Annotated in this window: 8 protein-coding genes and 1 pseudogene; 3 read left to right on the plus strand and 6 right to left on the minus strand. The window is 40.2% G+C overall.

The features are described 5' to 3' along the window. Positions 1-207: pseudogene (locus H6F47_RS05440) on the plus strand (hypothetical protein); the annotation flags it as partial. Here H6F47_RS05440 and H6F47_RS05445 read toward each other — a convergent pair. From H6F47_RS05445 to H6F47_RS27780, 4 genes are all read right to left on the minus strand, one after another. Further along, positions 173-694, minus strand: a complete 522-nt coding sequence (locus H6F47_RS05445; RefSeq protein WP_137669138.1) for a photosystem I assembly protein Ycf3 — start codon at positions 692-694, stop codon at positions 173-175. The pseudogene H6F47_RS05440 and the gene H6F47_RS05445 overlap by 35 nt on opposite strands. A gap of 190 nt (positions 695-884) precedes the next feature. Continuing rightward, positions 885-2,369, minus strand: coding sequence for a UDP-N-acetylmuramoyl-L-alanyl-D-glutamate--2,6-diaminopimelate ligase (locus tag H6F47_RS05450; protein ID WP_190347859.1), 1,485 nt, complete (start codon positions 2,367-2,369; stop codon positions 885-887). 32 nt (positions 2,370-2,401) lie between these two features. After that, the gene (locus H6F47_RS05455; protein WP_190647964.1) at positions 2,402-2,545 is read right to left on the minus strand and encodes a hypothetical protein; all 144 of its coding nucleotides are present in this window, start codon (positions 2,543-2,545) and stop codon (positions 2,402-2,404) included. 33 nt (positions 2,546-2,578) lie between these two features. Then, complete coding sequence (locus H6F47_RS27780) at positions 2,579-4,960, minus strand: CHASE2 domain-containing serine/threonine-protein kinase (RefSeq protein WP_242027338.1); 2,382 nt, start codon at positions 4,958-4,960, stop codon at positions 2,579-2,581. Between the two features lie 897 nt (positions 4,961-5,857). On the opposite strand from H6F47_RS27780, the gene H6F47_RS05470 reads away from it, so the two are divergent. After that, entirely contained in the window at positions 5,858-6,238 is a 381-nt protein-coding gene (locus H6F47_RS05470; protein WP_190647967.1) for a tetratricopeptide repeat protein, read from the plus strand. 434 nt (positions 6,239-6,672) lie between these two features. On the opposite strand, the gene H6F47_RS05475 is transcribed toward H6F47_RS05470, so the two are convergent. Then, on the minus strand, positions 6,673-8,373 hold the full coding sequence (locus H6F47_RS05475; protein ID WP_242027339.1) for a ShlB/FhaC/HecB family hemolysin secretion/activation protein: 1,701 nt from the start codon (positions 8,371-8,373) through the stop codon (positions 6,673-6,675). Positions 8,374-8,569: 196 nt separating this feature from the next. Here H6F47_RS05475 and H6F47_RS05480 point away from each other — a divergent pair, with 196 nt between their 5' ends. Beyond that, positions 8,570-13,798: a CHAT domain-containing protein gene (locus H6F47_RS05480; RefSeq protein WP_190647970.1), complete on the plus strand. Its 5,229-nt coding sequence runs from the start codon at positions 8,570-8,572 to the stop codon at positions 13,796-13,798. Between the two features lie 58 nt (positions 13,799-13,856). Here the strand turns inward: H6F47_RS05480 and H6F47_RS05485 are convergent, their stop codons facing one another. Continuing rightward, a complete protein-coding gene (locus H6F47_RS05485) occupies positions 13,857-14,768 on the minus strand; it encodes a DUF928 domain-containing protein (protein WP_236104072.1) in 912 nt (303 codons plus the stop codon). Positions 14,769-14,884 lie beyond the last annotated feature (116 nt).

The raw sequence follows: 14,884 nt of genomic DNA on the forward strand, positions 1-14,884 counted from the left end.
AATTGGGAATTGGGAATTGGGAATTGGGAATTGGGAATTGGGAATTGGGAATTGGGAATTGGGAATTGGGAATTGGGAATTGGGAATTGGGAATTGGGAATATATAGTAAGAATTTAGTTTTTACCCAGTCCCCAGTCCCCAGTCACCCATCACCAATCACCCATCACCAAATTAAAAGAATACGTCAATTTGCGATCGCCCGGTAGTTTTTAACCAGTTTTGTGCTTCAATATAGTTATTGGGAGCTAAACGAATCGCTCTAATCCAATAATCCGCAGCTTGATCAAACAACGCTTCACCAGCGTCATTATCTCCTTCTTCTTTAGCTTTTTCACCTTTGTAGTGATAGATTACAGCGATGTTATTTAAAGCTTGGGGTAGACGGGGGTTTAATTCAATCGCTTGATGATAAAATTCTAAAGCTTTTTCATGATCGCCATTACTAGCATAAATTAAACCCATATTATAAAGGATAAAACTCTTGTCGTTAGAATCTTCTTCTAAAGATAAAGCTTCTTCATAATATTCTAAAGCTTCAGCATATTCGCCTTCAGCTTGGGCTGACATACCATCACGGTAATAAACAAAAGCTTCTTTAGCTTTCTTGTTAGTTGGCAGTATTTTGAGAATAATATCTGCCATAACGGTAAAAGACTTGTCAACAAAGTTATCGTTTTTCTGTGTTCTTGGCATATTTGCCCCTATTTTAACCTACAAGTTAATCTAGCTGATTTTGGGTGATTGGTGACTGGGGACTGGGGACTGGGGACTGGGGACTGGGGACTGGGGACTGGGTTATGAACTTCCCTTTCCTCCCATACCTCCCCTGCTTCCTACTCCCTGCTTCCCTGTCTCTTTGCTGTCACCTGTCACCTGTCATCTGTCACCTGTCACCTCTTTCCTGTAAAGCTTCCCGTGCTTGTTCTCGATCATCAAAATGAATTTTTTCCGTACCCAAAATTTGATAATCTTCGTGGCCTTTACCTGCCAATAATACACCATCACCGGGTTGAGCTTCCAAAATAGCAGTACGGATGGCAGTAGCGCGATCGCCAATTACCACCGCTTGCACAACATCAGGAATACCAGCCAAAATATCCTCTAAAATCTTATCAGGGTTTTCTGTGCGGGGATTATCTGACGTTACCACCGCAATATCCGCTAATTCTGCGGCAATTTTCCCCATTTTCGGGCGTTTTGTCCTGTCTCTATCTCCTCCACAACCAAACACACAAATCATTCTTCCCGGTATAAATGGACGAGCAGCTTTCAGTAAATTCTCTAAACTATCAGGAGTGTGGGCATAATCCACAATTACGCTAATATCTTGATGATCGCTAATTTGCACCCGTTCCATTCTTCCTGGCACTCCAGGGAAATCAGGTATAGATTTTGCCACTACCTGTAAATCTAAACCTAGATGTAAAACCGCACCCACAGCCGCCAAAAGATTTTCTAAATTATATTGTCCCACCAAAGGAGAACTAAAAGCGACATCACCTTTAGGAGTATGTAAAATTCCGCTCACACCTGTTGGCTGATAATTTAAACCACTCATCCACAAATCAGCAGTATGATCATTAACGCTGTAAGTCCAAACTCGTTCTTTTCCTAAACTAACAATTAAACGTTTACCATATTCATCATCAGCATTAATAATAGCTCTACCTTGGAGATAATCAGGAGTAAATAACAAAGCCTTCGCCCCAAAATAATCTTCCATATCCTTGTGATAGTCAAGATGATCTTGGGTGAGATTGCTAAATACAGCTACCTCAAAAGCACATCCAAAAACCCGATCCTGCGCTAAAGCATGGGAACTGACTTCCATTACCCCGAACTCACACCCAGCATCAACCGCTTGAGCTAGATTGTGTTGTAAGTCTACCGCAAAAGGAGTAGTAAAAGCCGCAGTTTGGGAAAAACCAGGCCAACGAGTGTAAAGAGTTCCTAACAAAGCCGTCGCCAAATTGGCTTTTGTGAGAAAATATTCAATCAGGTGGGTAGTTGTGGTTTTACCGTTCGTGCCGGTAACGCCCACCATTTTGAGCTTTTGTCCAGGATAACCATAAAAAGCTGCGGAAATTTCTGCGCAGACCTTATTCATGTTACTGGCACTGATCACCATTTCCGATTGTTTAGGTGGATATTTGGCGATCGCATCTGGAGAGATAATAGCAGCAACAGCACCAGCAGCTAAAGCACTTTGCCAAAACTCACCCCCATCTACTCTAGTTCCTGGCATTCCGATAAACAAATCTCCCACACCGCAAGCATGGGAGTTAGTTTTGATCCCCTGAACTTCCACATCAGCGGACTGAGGACATTCTAAACCATCAACAACCGCCAATAATTCCCGTAAATTCATATATCGCACCTCGCCACAAGCTAACCTTGCGCCTATTCTGCATGATTATTTTCTGTATTGGGAATATATTTTAAAAGCAATTGTTCCAACTGCCGAACATTTGCGCGAGGAGAAGGACGGGGTATAGGTTGTAACTCCTCTGCGTTCTCTGTGTCTCTGTTGTTCGATGAAAACAAAACTGGAATTTCATACTGATAAGCAGCAAACTCTCATCGCACATTCCTATTGATATCATTAAGCACACTAACTGCTGACTGATATCTTTGAGTGAAGTCAAGATGTACCATTTTGTTCAGTATTTGTGTCAACTTTTGGGTAGTATCTGCCACCTTCCACCAATCCTGATACACTGGTTCACCTGATCCAGATACTGTAGGAATGGTGATCAAACCCGTCTTAACATCCCTACGGTAAACTTTTGGAGATAGCCCAGTCAAAGCTTGTATAGCAATTATCCCCAAAGCATAAATATCACTGTTGAGTCTTGGCATACCACTAATTTGTTCACCAGGGGCATAACCAGCAGTACCTATAGCAACTGTATGACTTTCCATTTGCTGATTTTGGGTTTGAATTTGTTTGACAGCACCAAAATCAATTAAAACAATGTGTGCATCTTTTTTGCATCTAATCAAGTTATCAGGCTTGACATCACGGTGAATGACACCATAGCTATGGATAAAAATGAGTACTTGTAAAACTTCCTTGAGTATATTTATCGCCTGAACGCGTGAACAAGATACTCCTGGAGTCAACTCCTGAGTCAAGGGATGACCATCAATAAATTCCTGCACCAAATAAAAATCCCGATTTTCTTCAAAAGATGCAATAAATTCTGGTAATTGGGGGTTTTTGCCTAACTTTTCTAAAATATACGCCTCATTATTAAATAACCGTTTGACAATATTAAGGTATTGTGGATCTTGACTAGCAGGGCGCAACTGTTTAACAACACATAGAGCATCTTCCACTCTTTGAATATCTTGAGCCAAGTAAGTGTTCCCAAATCCACCACTACCTAAGCTCTTGGTAATTTTATAACATTGGTTAAGTGTTGTATTCACAGCTAGTTTTTGTCCCAAAGGACGATGCTCAGGTGTCGCCACCTGATCTGGCGGTATAATTTGAGTCTCGGATTGCTGTGATATCAGAGTCTCCGAGTTATTTGCGTCCATCCATTGGGTTTCTGCTATAATTTGAGTCTCGGATTGGTGTGATATCAGAGTCTCCGAGTTATTTGCGTCCATCCATTGGGTTTTTGACATACTAGAAGTTTCTAGCATATAGACTTGCAACTGAGCAATTAAATCTGCTTGTTCTTGGATACGCTGCAAGATTATTTCTTGCTCTTGTTTGACTTGATACAAGCTGTAGGCCAGGACACTACCCGTAGCAACTAATAAACCCAAAGCAGGAGCAACTACTGGCAACCATCCTGCTTGAGTAAAAATAACAAAGTTAGTACCAAATAAAACTGCCAAAGATGTTCCTTCTGCTAGTCCTAAAACTAACGGATATCGAATACGCCTTGCTAAAACTCCCCCAATCACAGACCATGCAGCTATCCAAAGGACTTCACCCCAAGCAGGCAAAAACCAAAACAAACGCTGGTTATTTAAAACTGCACTGAGAATCTGACTGATAATTTGCCCATGAATTTCTATTCCTGTCATCCTACCAGCATCATTAGCCGTACCGCTATTAAATGGCGTATTAAAAAAATCTTTTAAGCTCGGTGCAGTAGAACCAATTAAGACGATGCGATCTTTAACTAAATCTGGCTCTATTTTACCCGTAAGCACCTGTGTAATAGTAACTTGTTGAGCAATCTGACGAGGGGAACGGTAATTGAGTAAAATTTGGTAGCCTTGGGTATCTGCGTTTTGATAACCCCCAGAATTACTTTCCAGAGTTTTAAATACAACATCACGTAATTGCAATTCTTGGTTCGCAGTTAATTGGGGTCGAATACCTCCAACTACTAAGTATTTGAGGGCTAACTGCCAACTAAAAGAATAGGGACTTTGGCAACTCTCAGACTTGTCTACCTGAACTGAGATCAGATTACGCCGAATGAAACCATCTGTATCTTCGATGATATCACTAAATCCGACTCTTGTGGGTTCTACTCCCTGTGGAGGTGAAACACCAGGACTTTGAGCATCAGCGTGTTTACAGACGGGAATAATAATATCACTTAGTTGTAAGCGTTGTAGTAGTTTTTCGTGACCAGGTTGTACGGGTAAATCACGGAAAATATCTAAACCAATACCACGAGGTTCGTATTCTTCCAATTTTCCCAAAAGTCTATCTAAAACTTCACCAGATAAAGGCCAATTCCATTTTTGCAAATCTTGTTCAGTAATAGCGACAATTAATAACCGGGGATCAGGACCTGGATCACTACGCATTTGCATCATCTGGTCATAGACCTTTAACTCCATTGTCTGTAATACTTCAAGTTTCTGCATTCCCACTACTAAAACTGTGGCGATCGCACTGCAAATAATAACTGGCTGTTTCCATGATTTTGCCATAATTTTAGTGACTTTTTGGATGAATTGAGACTCAGGTACTATATTTGTTTTCATACTTTTGGTAACTTTAACTACATTTAAATTCAGACTAGTACAGCACAGCGTAAATAAACCAACCATTCTCAACCGCTAAAAAGCTTACGACCTATTATTTTTGACTTTTGACTTTTGAATGCGTGACTTCCGCGAAGCGGTACTAGTGATAAAAACTTCTTACACCCCATTCCCTATTTCCTGCCTACACAAATCAATATATTGATTAAGTGTTGTTGGCATCCATAATTAGACATTTTTCTGATTCTCGATATTGTCCTGTATAATAACATGAAGTTTTAATAAAGATTGGATGAATTATTCTATACAATTTTGAATGTGGCTAAAGCCAATCAATCGTTTTAATGCGACTAAAGTCGCTATCGACTTATCCCCATGTCTAAAAGCCTGGGGCTTGCGTCTCGTTTCAGGGTCAAGGGGTTTACACTAGCGTCATTTGTGATATGATTAGATTTATTGACCTAATCTATTATCTACAACTTGTTGTATGAATAAATATTAGTTAGGGATCAATTAACGGTCGTTGTGCCACTTCCTAGACCTTCGCTAAAGCGTAGTTGCCGTAGGCACAAAATCCTGTCGTAGAGGCAGATAATAGGCTGTGTTGCAAAGGTTTAGCCCATCTGTTGGCAATAATTTTTTCATACTGCATCCTCAAAATAGTCTATTTTGCCACACCTACTTTCAAAAACCTGCTGCTAGTTTCACTTCAAAAAATCCTTGACCTGTTTATTTATCTACGTCTTGGCATGATTTAGCAAGCCCCAGTTAAAATATCCAAGACACAGCAGGAGACAGGGGTAAAACTGGCTTGATGACAGAGTTTAAGCTTAAATTATCTAACTCACGGATCTGCAATCTGCTATTAGCTTACCAAATCAGAAACACTAAAAAAAAGTGACCAGCAATCATCAACAGCAACTGGATATTGAACTATATATTCAAAAAGCCTATGCCTGTTTTGCCCAGGGCAATATACAGGAGGCGATCGCAAATTTCAATACAGCAATTATCCTTTATCCCAACTGTACAGATATTTATACAGAGAGAGCAAGGTTTCGCCACCAAAAATTAGAAGATTATCAAGGAGCAATAGAAGATTACACCCAAGCAATTAACATTAATCCTGATAATCCTTTATTGTATTATTGGCGCAGCCAAACCTATCTAGAACTCGGTAATCAACAAGAAGCAATTGAGGATTACAACACAGCAATAAATTTAGCTCCCGAAAATACCATTTTTCACGTCTTTCCGACAATTAACAACAGATCATAGGTAGGGCTTGCTGAATAAACCCAAAATACTCGTAAATCAAAGGTTTGAGGCTGATCAGTAGGAAAGAAAGTGCAAGATTTTTGAAGGGGCTATATAAAACCTAGACAAAACTAGACTTTACTTTCTACTTCAACGGGAGCATGGGAGCAGTTATCCCTCAGTAGACTTTCACGCCTTAGCCAGACGCGATTGTGTTCCAATTAAGTTTCTGAAAAAGACTACCACCATCATTGCTTGGTTTTCGCGTCGGCAATAGTCTCAATTCAATACTTGATATCACCGTATTATATATCAAGTAGTTGATTTTTTCCTAAAAATATATTGATTTTTGTCAATATAAGTATAGTTTTGTCTATGAAATTGTCAACTTAGGACTTGCTCTTTAGGTGTAGTTTTGTGGAGGCTATCACTTACATCCATTCATTGAAGAGCTATTATGGTTGATAACGGAGGCTAAAATGAAAGCCTTGATCTTGGACGTTATTACCCCTGTCCTTTAAATCTACAAAGGGAATGGCATAATCTAAACGCATACTTAGGTTATCAATCCCTAAAGCCTGATTCCACAGAAACCCTAATCCTGTACTGAGTAGTAATTTTTGATCGGGTGATGTATTCGGGTTACCGGATTGGTTCCAGACTACACCTAGATCCAGAAAAGGTGCGATCTGAATCATTGGTAATCCAGATTCATTCCTCTGGATGGTAATTCTGTCTTCTACTGCAAATCTCACACCATAATCACCAGAGCGGATATTTTGCCGATAACCGCGGACTGACTGTCCACCCCCAATGACAAATTGTTGGGAAGCTAATAAACTGTTGAGTGTGAATTGCCAATCCGCTTGTATGAGCAATAAATGATTATTATTTAATCGTTGCGATCGCTGTAATTGACCTGTCCAACTAAAAAAGCGACCATCAGGTACAGGGTCTTGACTAATTGTAGCATTAAATAAACCTACACCAAGGTTAAATTGCGATCGCCCAAACCACACACCTTGAGGATCTCGGTTAAGATACTCTTGACCAAACCTAATTACACTGGTACGACTACCATCAAACTGAAAAGTCCCACCACCAACAAAAGTCTGACCACTTTGATGGGTAAATCCTAATGATAAAGCAAATTCTTCCCGGGGCGATCGCCATAGTGGTTGACGGTAGTTAATTTCATACAGTTCTTGCTCACCCTCAATATTTAGGTCTCTAAAAGGTAACTCAGTGATCTTGGTCCTACTGGGTGAAACCCGCAATCCCAAGGTTCCATTCATCCCATTCACGGGGATCTGATAACTTAAATTAAATACCTGAGAACCTCCTGTGAATGTGCGGTAATAAGAACCTGTTAGCAGGTCTCCCAGTCCAGTCAGGTTACGATAACCGACTTCTAAACCCAATCTCTCACCACCAACGCTAATAGGGGAATAGTTATCAATTAACAACTTACTTGTAAAAGATTCAGCCTCCTGTACTGTGACTACTAGTAAACTTTCTCCTTCTTCTCCCGTAGGACGTAGACTGGCTTCTATATTTTTAAATAGGGGGTCAAGTCGTAGTAACCGCAGTTGATCTTCCAGTTTAACGGTATTGAGAGGTACTGTATTAGCTAGTTGAATACGACTGCGAATATAACTAGGATTGACTCGTTGTGTTCCTCTAATATCAATTTTTGCCAAACGTCCTTCAATCACCCGAAGCACTAAAATACCATCTGTGTTGTCAGGTTGGGGGGTTACGCTAACGGCTCTAGAATTGAGATAATTCCGATTTAGATATAGTTGGGTAACAGCATCACTCACTGCTCTGATCTGTTCTAGGGTTAATTCCCGTTCTTCAAATTCCTTCACTAAAGGGGTAAAATCTTTTTCATTAAAGACTGTACTGCCTATGACACGAATTTGACGAATATAAAATTTTGCTGCAGGTTGGGGGGTTTCCTGTGGTGATTGTTGAGCAAGTGTAGGTGTTGCTAACTTGGTATCCGAATTAGTAATAGGGTTATTAATATCACTAGCTAGGCTACGCTGTCCATTAATACTAAGTAAAAAAGATGTGGACAAAATTAATAGATAATGAGAAAAAAAATTGGGTCGTTCTTGCTGAGTTGCTGATTCAGACTTGATTCCAGTCATGTTTCCTGGGTTCATGTGACTGCGCTGGGATGGTATCAAATGGGTGGGTACAAGTATTTAGATATCATACTTTTGACAGTCAGTAGCCAAAGCTTTGTAGCTAAACTTGCTATTATTAATAATTATTAACATTATCCTGTTAAAGTAAAAATGAGACATTGTATACTAATGCCATATGAAAAATGGGATTGATTGTATGTCACCGTTAGTATCTATTGTTATTGTTAACTACAATCGGGAAAATTATTTAGGTGCTGCTATTGCCAGCGTATTACAGCAGACATGGACGGATTTTGAGTTACTTGTCTGGGATGATGGCTCTACAGATGGGTCAGTAGCCATCGCCCAAAAATATGCTCACCAAGATCAACGGGTAAGGGTAGTAGCAGCAGCACACCAAGGAAGTGTGAAAGCTCACAAAGCAGTCATAGCTCAAACTAGAGGTACTTATCTGGGTTGGGTAGATAGTGATGATATCCTCGCTCCCACTGCTTTGGCGGAAACTGTACCTATCCTCAATCATCAGCCAGATGTGGGATTAGTTTATACTGACTATGTAGATATTAATGCAGCCGGTGAACTGCTTGGCTATGGTCGTAGCTGTAGTATTCCCTACTCTCCCCAAGAGTTACTAGTCAACTTTATGACCTTCCACTTTCGGTTACTGCGGTATTCAGTTTACCAACAAGTGGGGGGTGTAGATATATCTTCCTCAGACTACGCCTATGATTATGACCTATGTTTACGGCTGTCGGAAGTTACCCAAGTGCGGCGGGTCGATAAACCTCTCTACCTTTACCGCAGACATAACCAAAGTATCTCTGCAACTCAGAGATCCAAGCAAATCCTTTATTCTCAACAGGCGATCGCGCGAGCATTGCAACGTCGAGGACTGGCTGAGAAATATCGCATAGATGTAGAATTATCAACAGGTCGCTTTATATTGCGACACCAGCAACCTTTAACAACAACTATAGCAACAACCTTTAAAAGTCTATTTACTCAAACCAAGAAACTCTCACTAGGTGCTGCTTGTTGGGGAATCTTTTCCTTGGGGGGAATTAACACAGCGATCGCCCAAGCTCAACAGATCATTTCCGCCCCAGATGGCACAAATACCATTGTGACACCCAACGGTAACACAACAGATATTACAGGTGGTACTTCTGCTGGTGCTAACCTTTTTCACAGTTTCCAACGGTTTGGACTTAGTTCAGGACAAATTGCTAACTTCCAAGCTGATCCCACCATACAAAATATTCTCGGTCGCATTGTGGGTGGTGATGCTTCCGTGATCAATGGATTAATTCAGGTGACAGGGGGTAATAACCCGAACTTATTTTTGATGAATCCTGCGGGATTTATTTTTGGTAGGGAAGCCAGTTTAAATATTCCTGGTTCCTTTACTGTTACTAGCGCCAACGGAATCAGATTTGATAACGGGTGGTTTAATGCTGAGGGTAACAATGACTATAGTAATTTATTCGGTAACCCTAACGGATTTGCCTTTACCACCAGTCAACCAGGAGCAATCATCAATGCTGGTAAATTAGAAGTAGGTACAGGGCAAACTCTGAGTTTATCAGCTGGTACTGTGGTAAATACAGGAACACTCACAACATCCGGTGGACAAATTCTAGTTACATCCGTACCTGGTGAGGGTTTCATAAACCTGAGTATACCGGGAAATATTTTGAGTTTAGACATTCCCAATAGGAATGAACTTAATAATTGGACATTACCCATCCCATCTTTACCACAACTGCTCACAGTGGGTAATACTGACACCGGGTTAACCGTCTCAGATAATATTGTCACCCTGAATAATACTACCATCCCATCTACTCCGGGTACAACCATTGTCAGTGGTAATCTCAATACTGGGTCAATAGGGGGGAGAGTTAATATTTTAGGTGCAAAGGTAGATTTAATTGATGCCAATATTAATGGAATAGGCAGCAACATTAATCTCACAGCTACCAATGATATTACTCTTGGTAACACTAATTTACAGTTAGGTGTTGCTTATAACAGCAATAGTTTAACCATCACTTCCACGAGTGGCGCTGTTAAAGCTGACCCCAATAGCACTCTGAATACCGGTGGGGCAAATCTTAACATTTCTGGTGCTAGTCTAGCCTTGGGAAATCTCCAGACTAGTGGCGATGTAAAATTATTTGCAAGTGGTAACATTAATGCGGGTAATATTTTTAGCTCTGGTAATGGTTATGATTCTGGTAATATTTCCGTAGAAAGTACCACTGGTGAAATTAACTTAGGAAATTTGCAAAATTATAATAATTATGGTTTTAGTTCTACTGCCAACGTAAAATGGTTTGCAAGTGGTAACATTACTGCGGGTGATATTGTTAGCTCTGGTAATGGTTATGATTCTGGTAATATTTCCGTAGAAAGTACCACTGGTGAAATTAACTTAGGAAATTTGCAAACGGGATTTTATGATATTGGTGGTTTTAGTTCTACTGCCAACGTAAAATTATTTGCAAGTGGTAACATTACTGCGGGTAATATTTTTAGCTCTGGTAATGGTTATGATTCTGGTAATATTTCTGTAGAAAGTACCACTGGTGAAATTAACTTAGGAAATTTGCAAACGGGATTTTATGATATTGGTGGTTTTAGTTCTACTGCCAACGTAAAATTATTTGCAAGTGGTAACATTACTGCGGGTGATATTGTTAACGGTGGTAGTGGTTCTCGTTCTGGTAATATTTCCGTAGAAAGTACCACTGGTGAAATCAATTTAGGCAATATTAACGCCAGAAGTGAGGACGTTATCAGTGGAATACAAACAACAAAGGGTTTTGGACTAGGTAGCGTCACAATAACTGCTAACAATGGTAGTATTAACACTAGGGATATAAATTCTGATTGGCTGGGTGGAGTCACCCTGAATGCTAGTAATGATATTACTGTCGGTAATATTGATGCTTCACTATTTGATATACGGGAGGGACTCAATTTTACTGGTGGTAATTATCTTAGTCATGGAGTTAAAATAACTACTAATAATGGTAATATTATCACTGGTAATATTAACCACTCTACCTTTTTCTCAATTAATAGTCTTGTTGTTGAAGGTGAAAGAATCACAGTAACTAACGGTGGAGTAGCCCTGAATGCAAGAAATAATATTACAGTTGGCGATATCAATACTTCAGGAAGGGTTGTTGGTCTCACTGGAGATTATCAATTTACCAGCGGTAATGTGAGACTAGGAACCACCAGTCCAGCAGGTAGCATCATTCGTTTTAATAGTATTAATACCACTGCAACAAGTGACATTGAAGGTAGCGTTAAAGCTGGAAATGTAGAAATACTCACTAATGGATTAATACAAGGAACAGGTAATACCATTAATACTGGTGAATTCTTGATATCTAATGGCGGTGAGACTGCACTTTCTAGCGGCGGTACAGTAACAATTCAACATGATGGTGGACCCGATAATCTACCATTTACTATAGGTGCTATTACAGCAAACGGCATGATAGGGGCTATTAATGCAGGTGCTGATGCGATTATCTCTTCTGGTAGTTTTTCAGTCTTGCCTAATGGCGGAGCAGCCAGTGGTACACCTAGTAGAATCACTATTAATTCTGTCAACACGCCACCAACACTAACTGTTACCTCTCCCATCGCCTTAGATGCTCAACCAGGTGTACCTGTTGATTTCACCTTTACAGCAGAAGTTGAAAATGTCAATCAAGATAATCTCACCATCGTGATTGATTCCATAGCGGGTACACTCAGGCGTGGTAATACTGTGTTAGAGCCTGGAGATACTCTGACTATAGGCGAAACACTAAATTATACGCCACCAGAGAATATTACTACCAGCGGTGACATTGAGGCTTTTAGGATCAAGGTTAGTGATGGAGTTTCTTTTTCACCAATAGCAACCCCTATCACTCAAGTAGTGGTCACACAACCACAACCACAACCACAACCACAAGAAGAAAATATTAAAGAAATTGTCCGCCAGACAGAACAAGGGACTAGTACGGTATCAAATACATCTTCGTCTGTTCAAACAACTGAAACAACTGAAACTAATGAAACTACAAAAGATACTGATCAGATTCAGATACAACAAGCAACTGGTACGCAATTAGATAGTAATACTATTTCTGAACAGATTGTTGATTTAGAAAATGATTTCAGCAATACTTTTGCCAATCGCTTAGGTGTATCAGCACCTGAAATCACAACAAGAGAAGATGCTATTAAGACGGTTCGCCAGATAGAAGAAACTACTGGTATAAAACCTGCGTTAATCTACCTGAGTTTCGTACCTGTGGAAACCTCCCTTAACAAAAACACTCCGACTAAAGTGTTAGACACCAAAGCCGAGAGGAACAATTATGAGTTAGAAATATTAGTAGTGACTGGTAAGGGAGATCCCATCCGTAAACGTATATCTGGAGCAACTCAAGGTAAGGTTTTACAAGTGGCTCAAGAATTTCGCAATCAAATAGTCAATCCCCAAAATCGCCGCCGCAATGGTTATTTAAAGCCATCTCAGCAACTTTATGATTGGATCATTGCTCCTCTAGAGGCAGACTTAGAAGCAGAAGGTATTAATAACTTAGTTTTCATCCCAGATGTGGGCTTGCGTACAACACCTATAGCAGCCTTTCATGATGGTAAACAGTTTCTCATAGAAAAATACAGTGTTGGCTTAATGCCTAGTCTGAGTTTAACCAATACCGTTTATACTGACATTAAAAACTCGCAAGTGTTGGCTTTTGGAGTGTCCCAAAGCACTCAGGGACAAACCCCATTACCATCTGTTCCTTTTGAGCTATCAAAAGTATCTCAACTCTGGTCAGGTAGATCATTATTAGACAAACAAGCAACTTTAGACAATCTGAAAACCAGCCGTCGTCAACAACCCTTTGGTATTCTTCATCTAGCAACCCATGCTGATTTTATTCCCGGACCGTTGAGCAATTCCTATATTCAATTATGGGATGACAGGTTACGCCTAGATCAACTCCGGCAATTACAGTTGAATGACCCCCCGGTGGAGATGTTGGTGCTAAGTGCTTGTAGAACTGCTCTGGGTGATGAAGAAGTAGAAATTGGCTTTGCGGGTTTAGCTGTACTCGCAGGGGTGAAAACCTCTATCGCCAGTTTATGGGCAGTTAACGATACCAGTACGGCAGCGTTAATGACAAAATTTTATGAATCTCTCAAGACTGCTCCTATACGTGCAGAAGCGCTAAGAGATGCCCAAGTGTCTATGGCTCAAGGAAAGATTTATATTCAGGATGGTCAGTTGCGGGGTTTAGAAGAAGTCCCCAGTATAGTCTTACCTGCTGAAATTACGGTGGGAACTGATGAACAACTGACCCATCCTTATTATTGGGCTGCATTTACCATGGTAGGTAGTCCTTGGTAGTTTTAATTGCTGTGCTGCTTGATGGAAGCAGCACAATTGAGTTCCAACTGACTATTAATTAATTTTCGGGGGTACAACAAGATAAAAGCGGCTCCTGAGCTACTGCTTGCAGGTCTACTGATGTCAGTAAATCTATCCAATACTTTTTAACTTGGGAATCATCAGGATTTTGGCGACGTAAATTAGCTAAAATACTGACCGCATTTTCCCACAATCCAGCAGTTGCATAAAGCACTACTTGTTCTAAAGGTTGGGTACTCTGTTTTATCTGGTAGGAGAGGTTGTCATTTGTTACTAAGTTAATTTTACCGTCTAAGTACAAATCTTGATCACGATTAGCAAAATCACAAACCATGGAAAACCCCCAGGTATATTGTTTCTCTGGTTCTAATGATGGTTGATCAGTAGGTATAGTGATACTGACAATACCTCCCTGTGTCACAGATTTAATAGTCTTTTTATACAAGGTTTTATCGTTTTCATTATCCCACAAGACAAATTCCAGTCCTTGTAGTGGTTGAGCAGTTTCAGGAATGTAAAAGAAGAACGTGGGATGTGGCGATACAGTCTGTGCTTCGTTGTCTGTAGGTATTAGGGCTACAGCATTCTTGCTGTTTAAGAAGCAATTTCCTCTGGTTGCAGCTGCTCTTAGTCTATTAGGTCTCCCTGGTACAAAGGCAATTAAACTGCTGTCTGTTTCAATGTAACTACTGACATTCCTGATTGCAGCTTTTGCATGGCTATCATCAGGACGTAGTTGCAGTGCTTGCTGGAAATATTGTAAGGCTCTGCGGTAGTTTCTCTTTGCAGTTTCTCTATAACCAAGTTGCATATACTGGTCATAATTTGAAGGGGTTTGTGCTATGTGAATTGGTTCGTCTGTGGCTAACACCTGAGTCTGATGAACAATATCTAAGGGTAGGGACACCAAACCGGCTAAAAACACCACTGTCCAGAGTTTTAGTTTCATATAATACATATACTGTAAGTTAACTAAGGGTGAGCCACAATACAAGCATGAGGGTTACTAAGTATAATACTTAATTTTCGCTCTTAATGTTCCCAATTTTGCTTATATAGAGAAAA

This window comes from Sphaerospermopsis sp. FACHB-1094 (assembly GCF_014696195.1).
In the GTDB taxonomy this organism is placed as follows: domain Bacteria; phylum Cyanobacteriota; class Cyanobacteriia; order Cyanobacteriales; family Nostocaceae; genus Sphaerospermopsis; species Sphaerospermopsis kisseleviana.

Coding starts and splice junctions, on each gene's coding strand:
- H6F47_RS05445 (WP_137669138.1), bottom strand. CDS start 694: ATGCCAAGAACACAGAAAAACGATAACTTTGTTGACAAGTCTTTTACC.
- H6F47_RS05450 (WP_190347859.1), bottom strand. CDS start 2,369: ATGAATTTACGGGAATTATTGGCGGTTGTTGATGGTTTAGAATGTCCT.
- H6F47_RS27780 (WP_242027338.1), bottom strand. CDS start 4,960: ATGAAAACAAATATAGTACCTGAGTCTCAATTCATCCAAAAAGTCACT.
- H6F47_RS05475 (WP_242027339.1), bottom strand. CDS start 8,373: ATGACTGGAATCAAGTCTGAATCAGCAACTCAGCAAGAACGACCCAAT.
- H6F47_RS05480 (WP_190647970.1), top strand. CDS start 8,570: ATGTCACCGTTAGTATCTATTGTTATTGTTAACTACAATCGGGAAAAT.
- H6F47_RS05485 (WP_236104072.1), bottom strand. CDS start 14,768: ATGAAACTAAAACTCTGGACAGTGGTGTTTTTAGCCGGTTTGGTGTCC.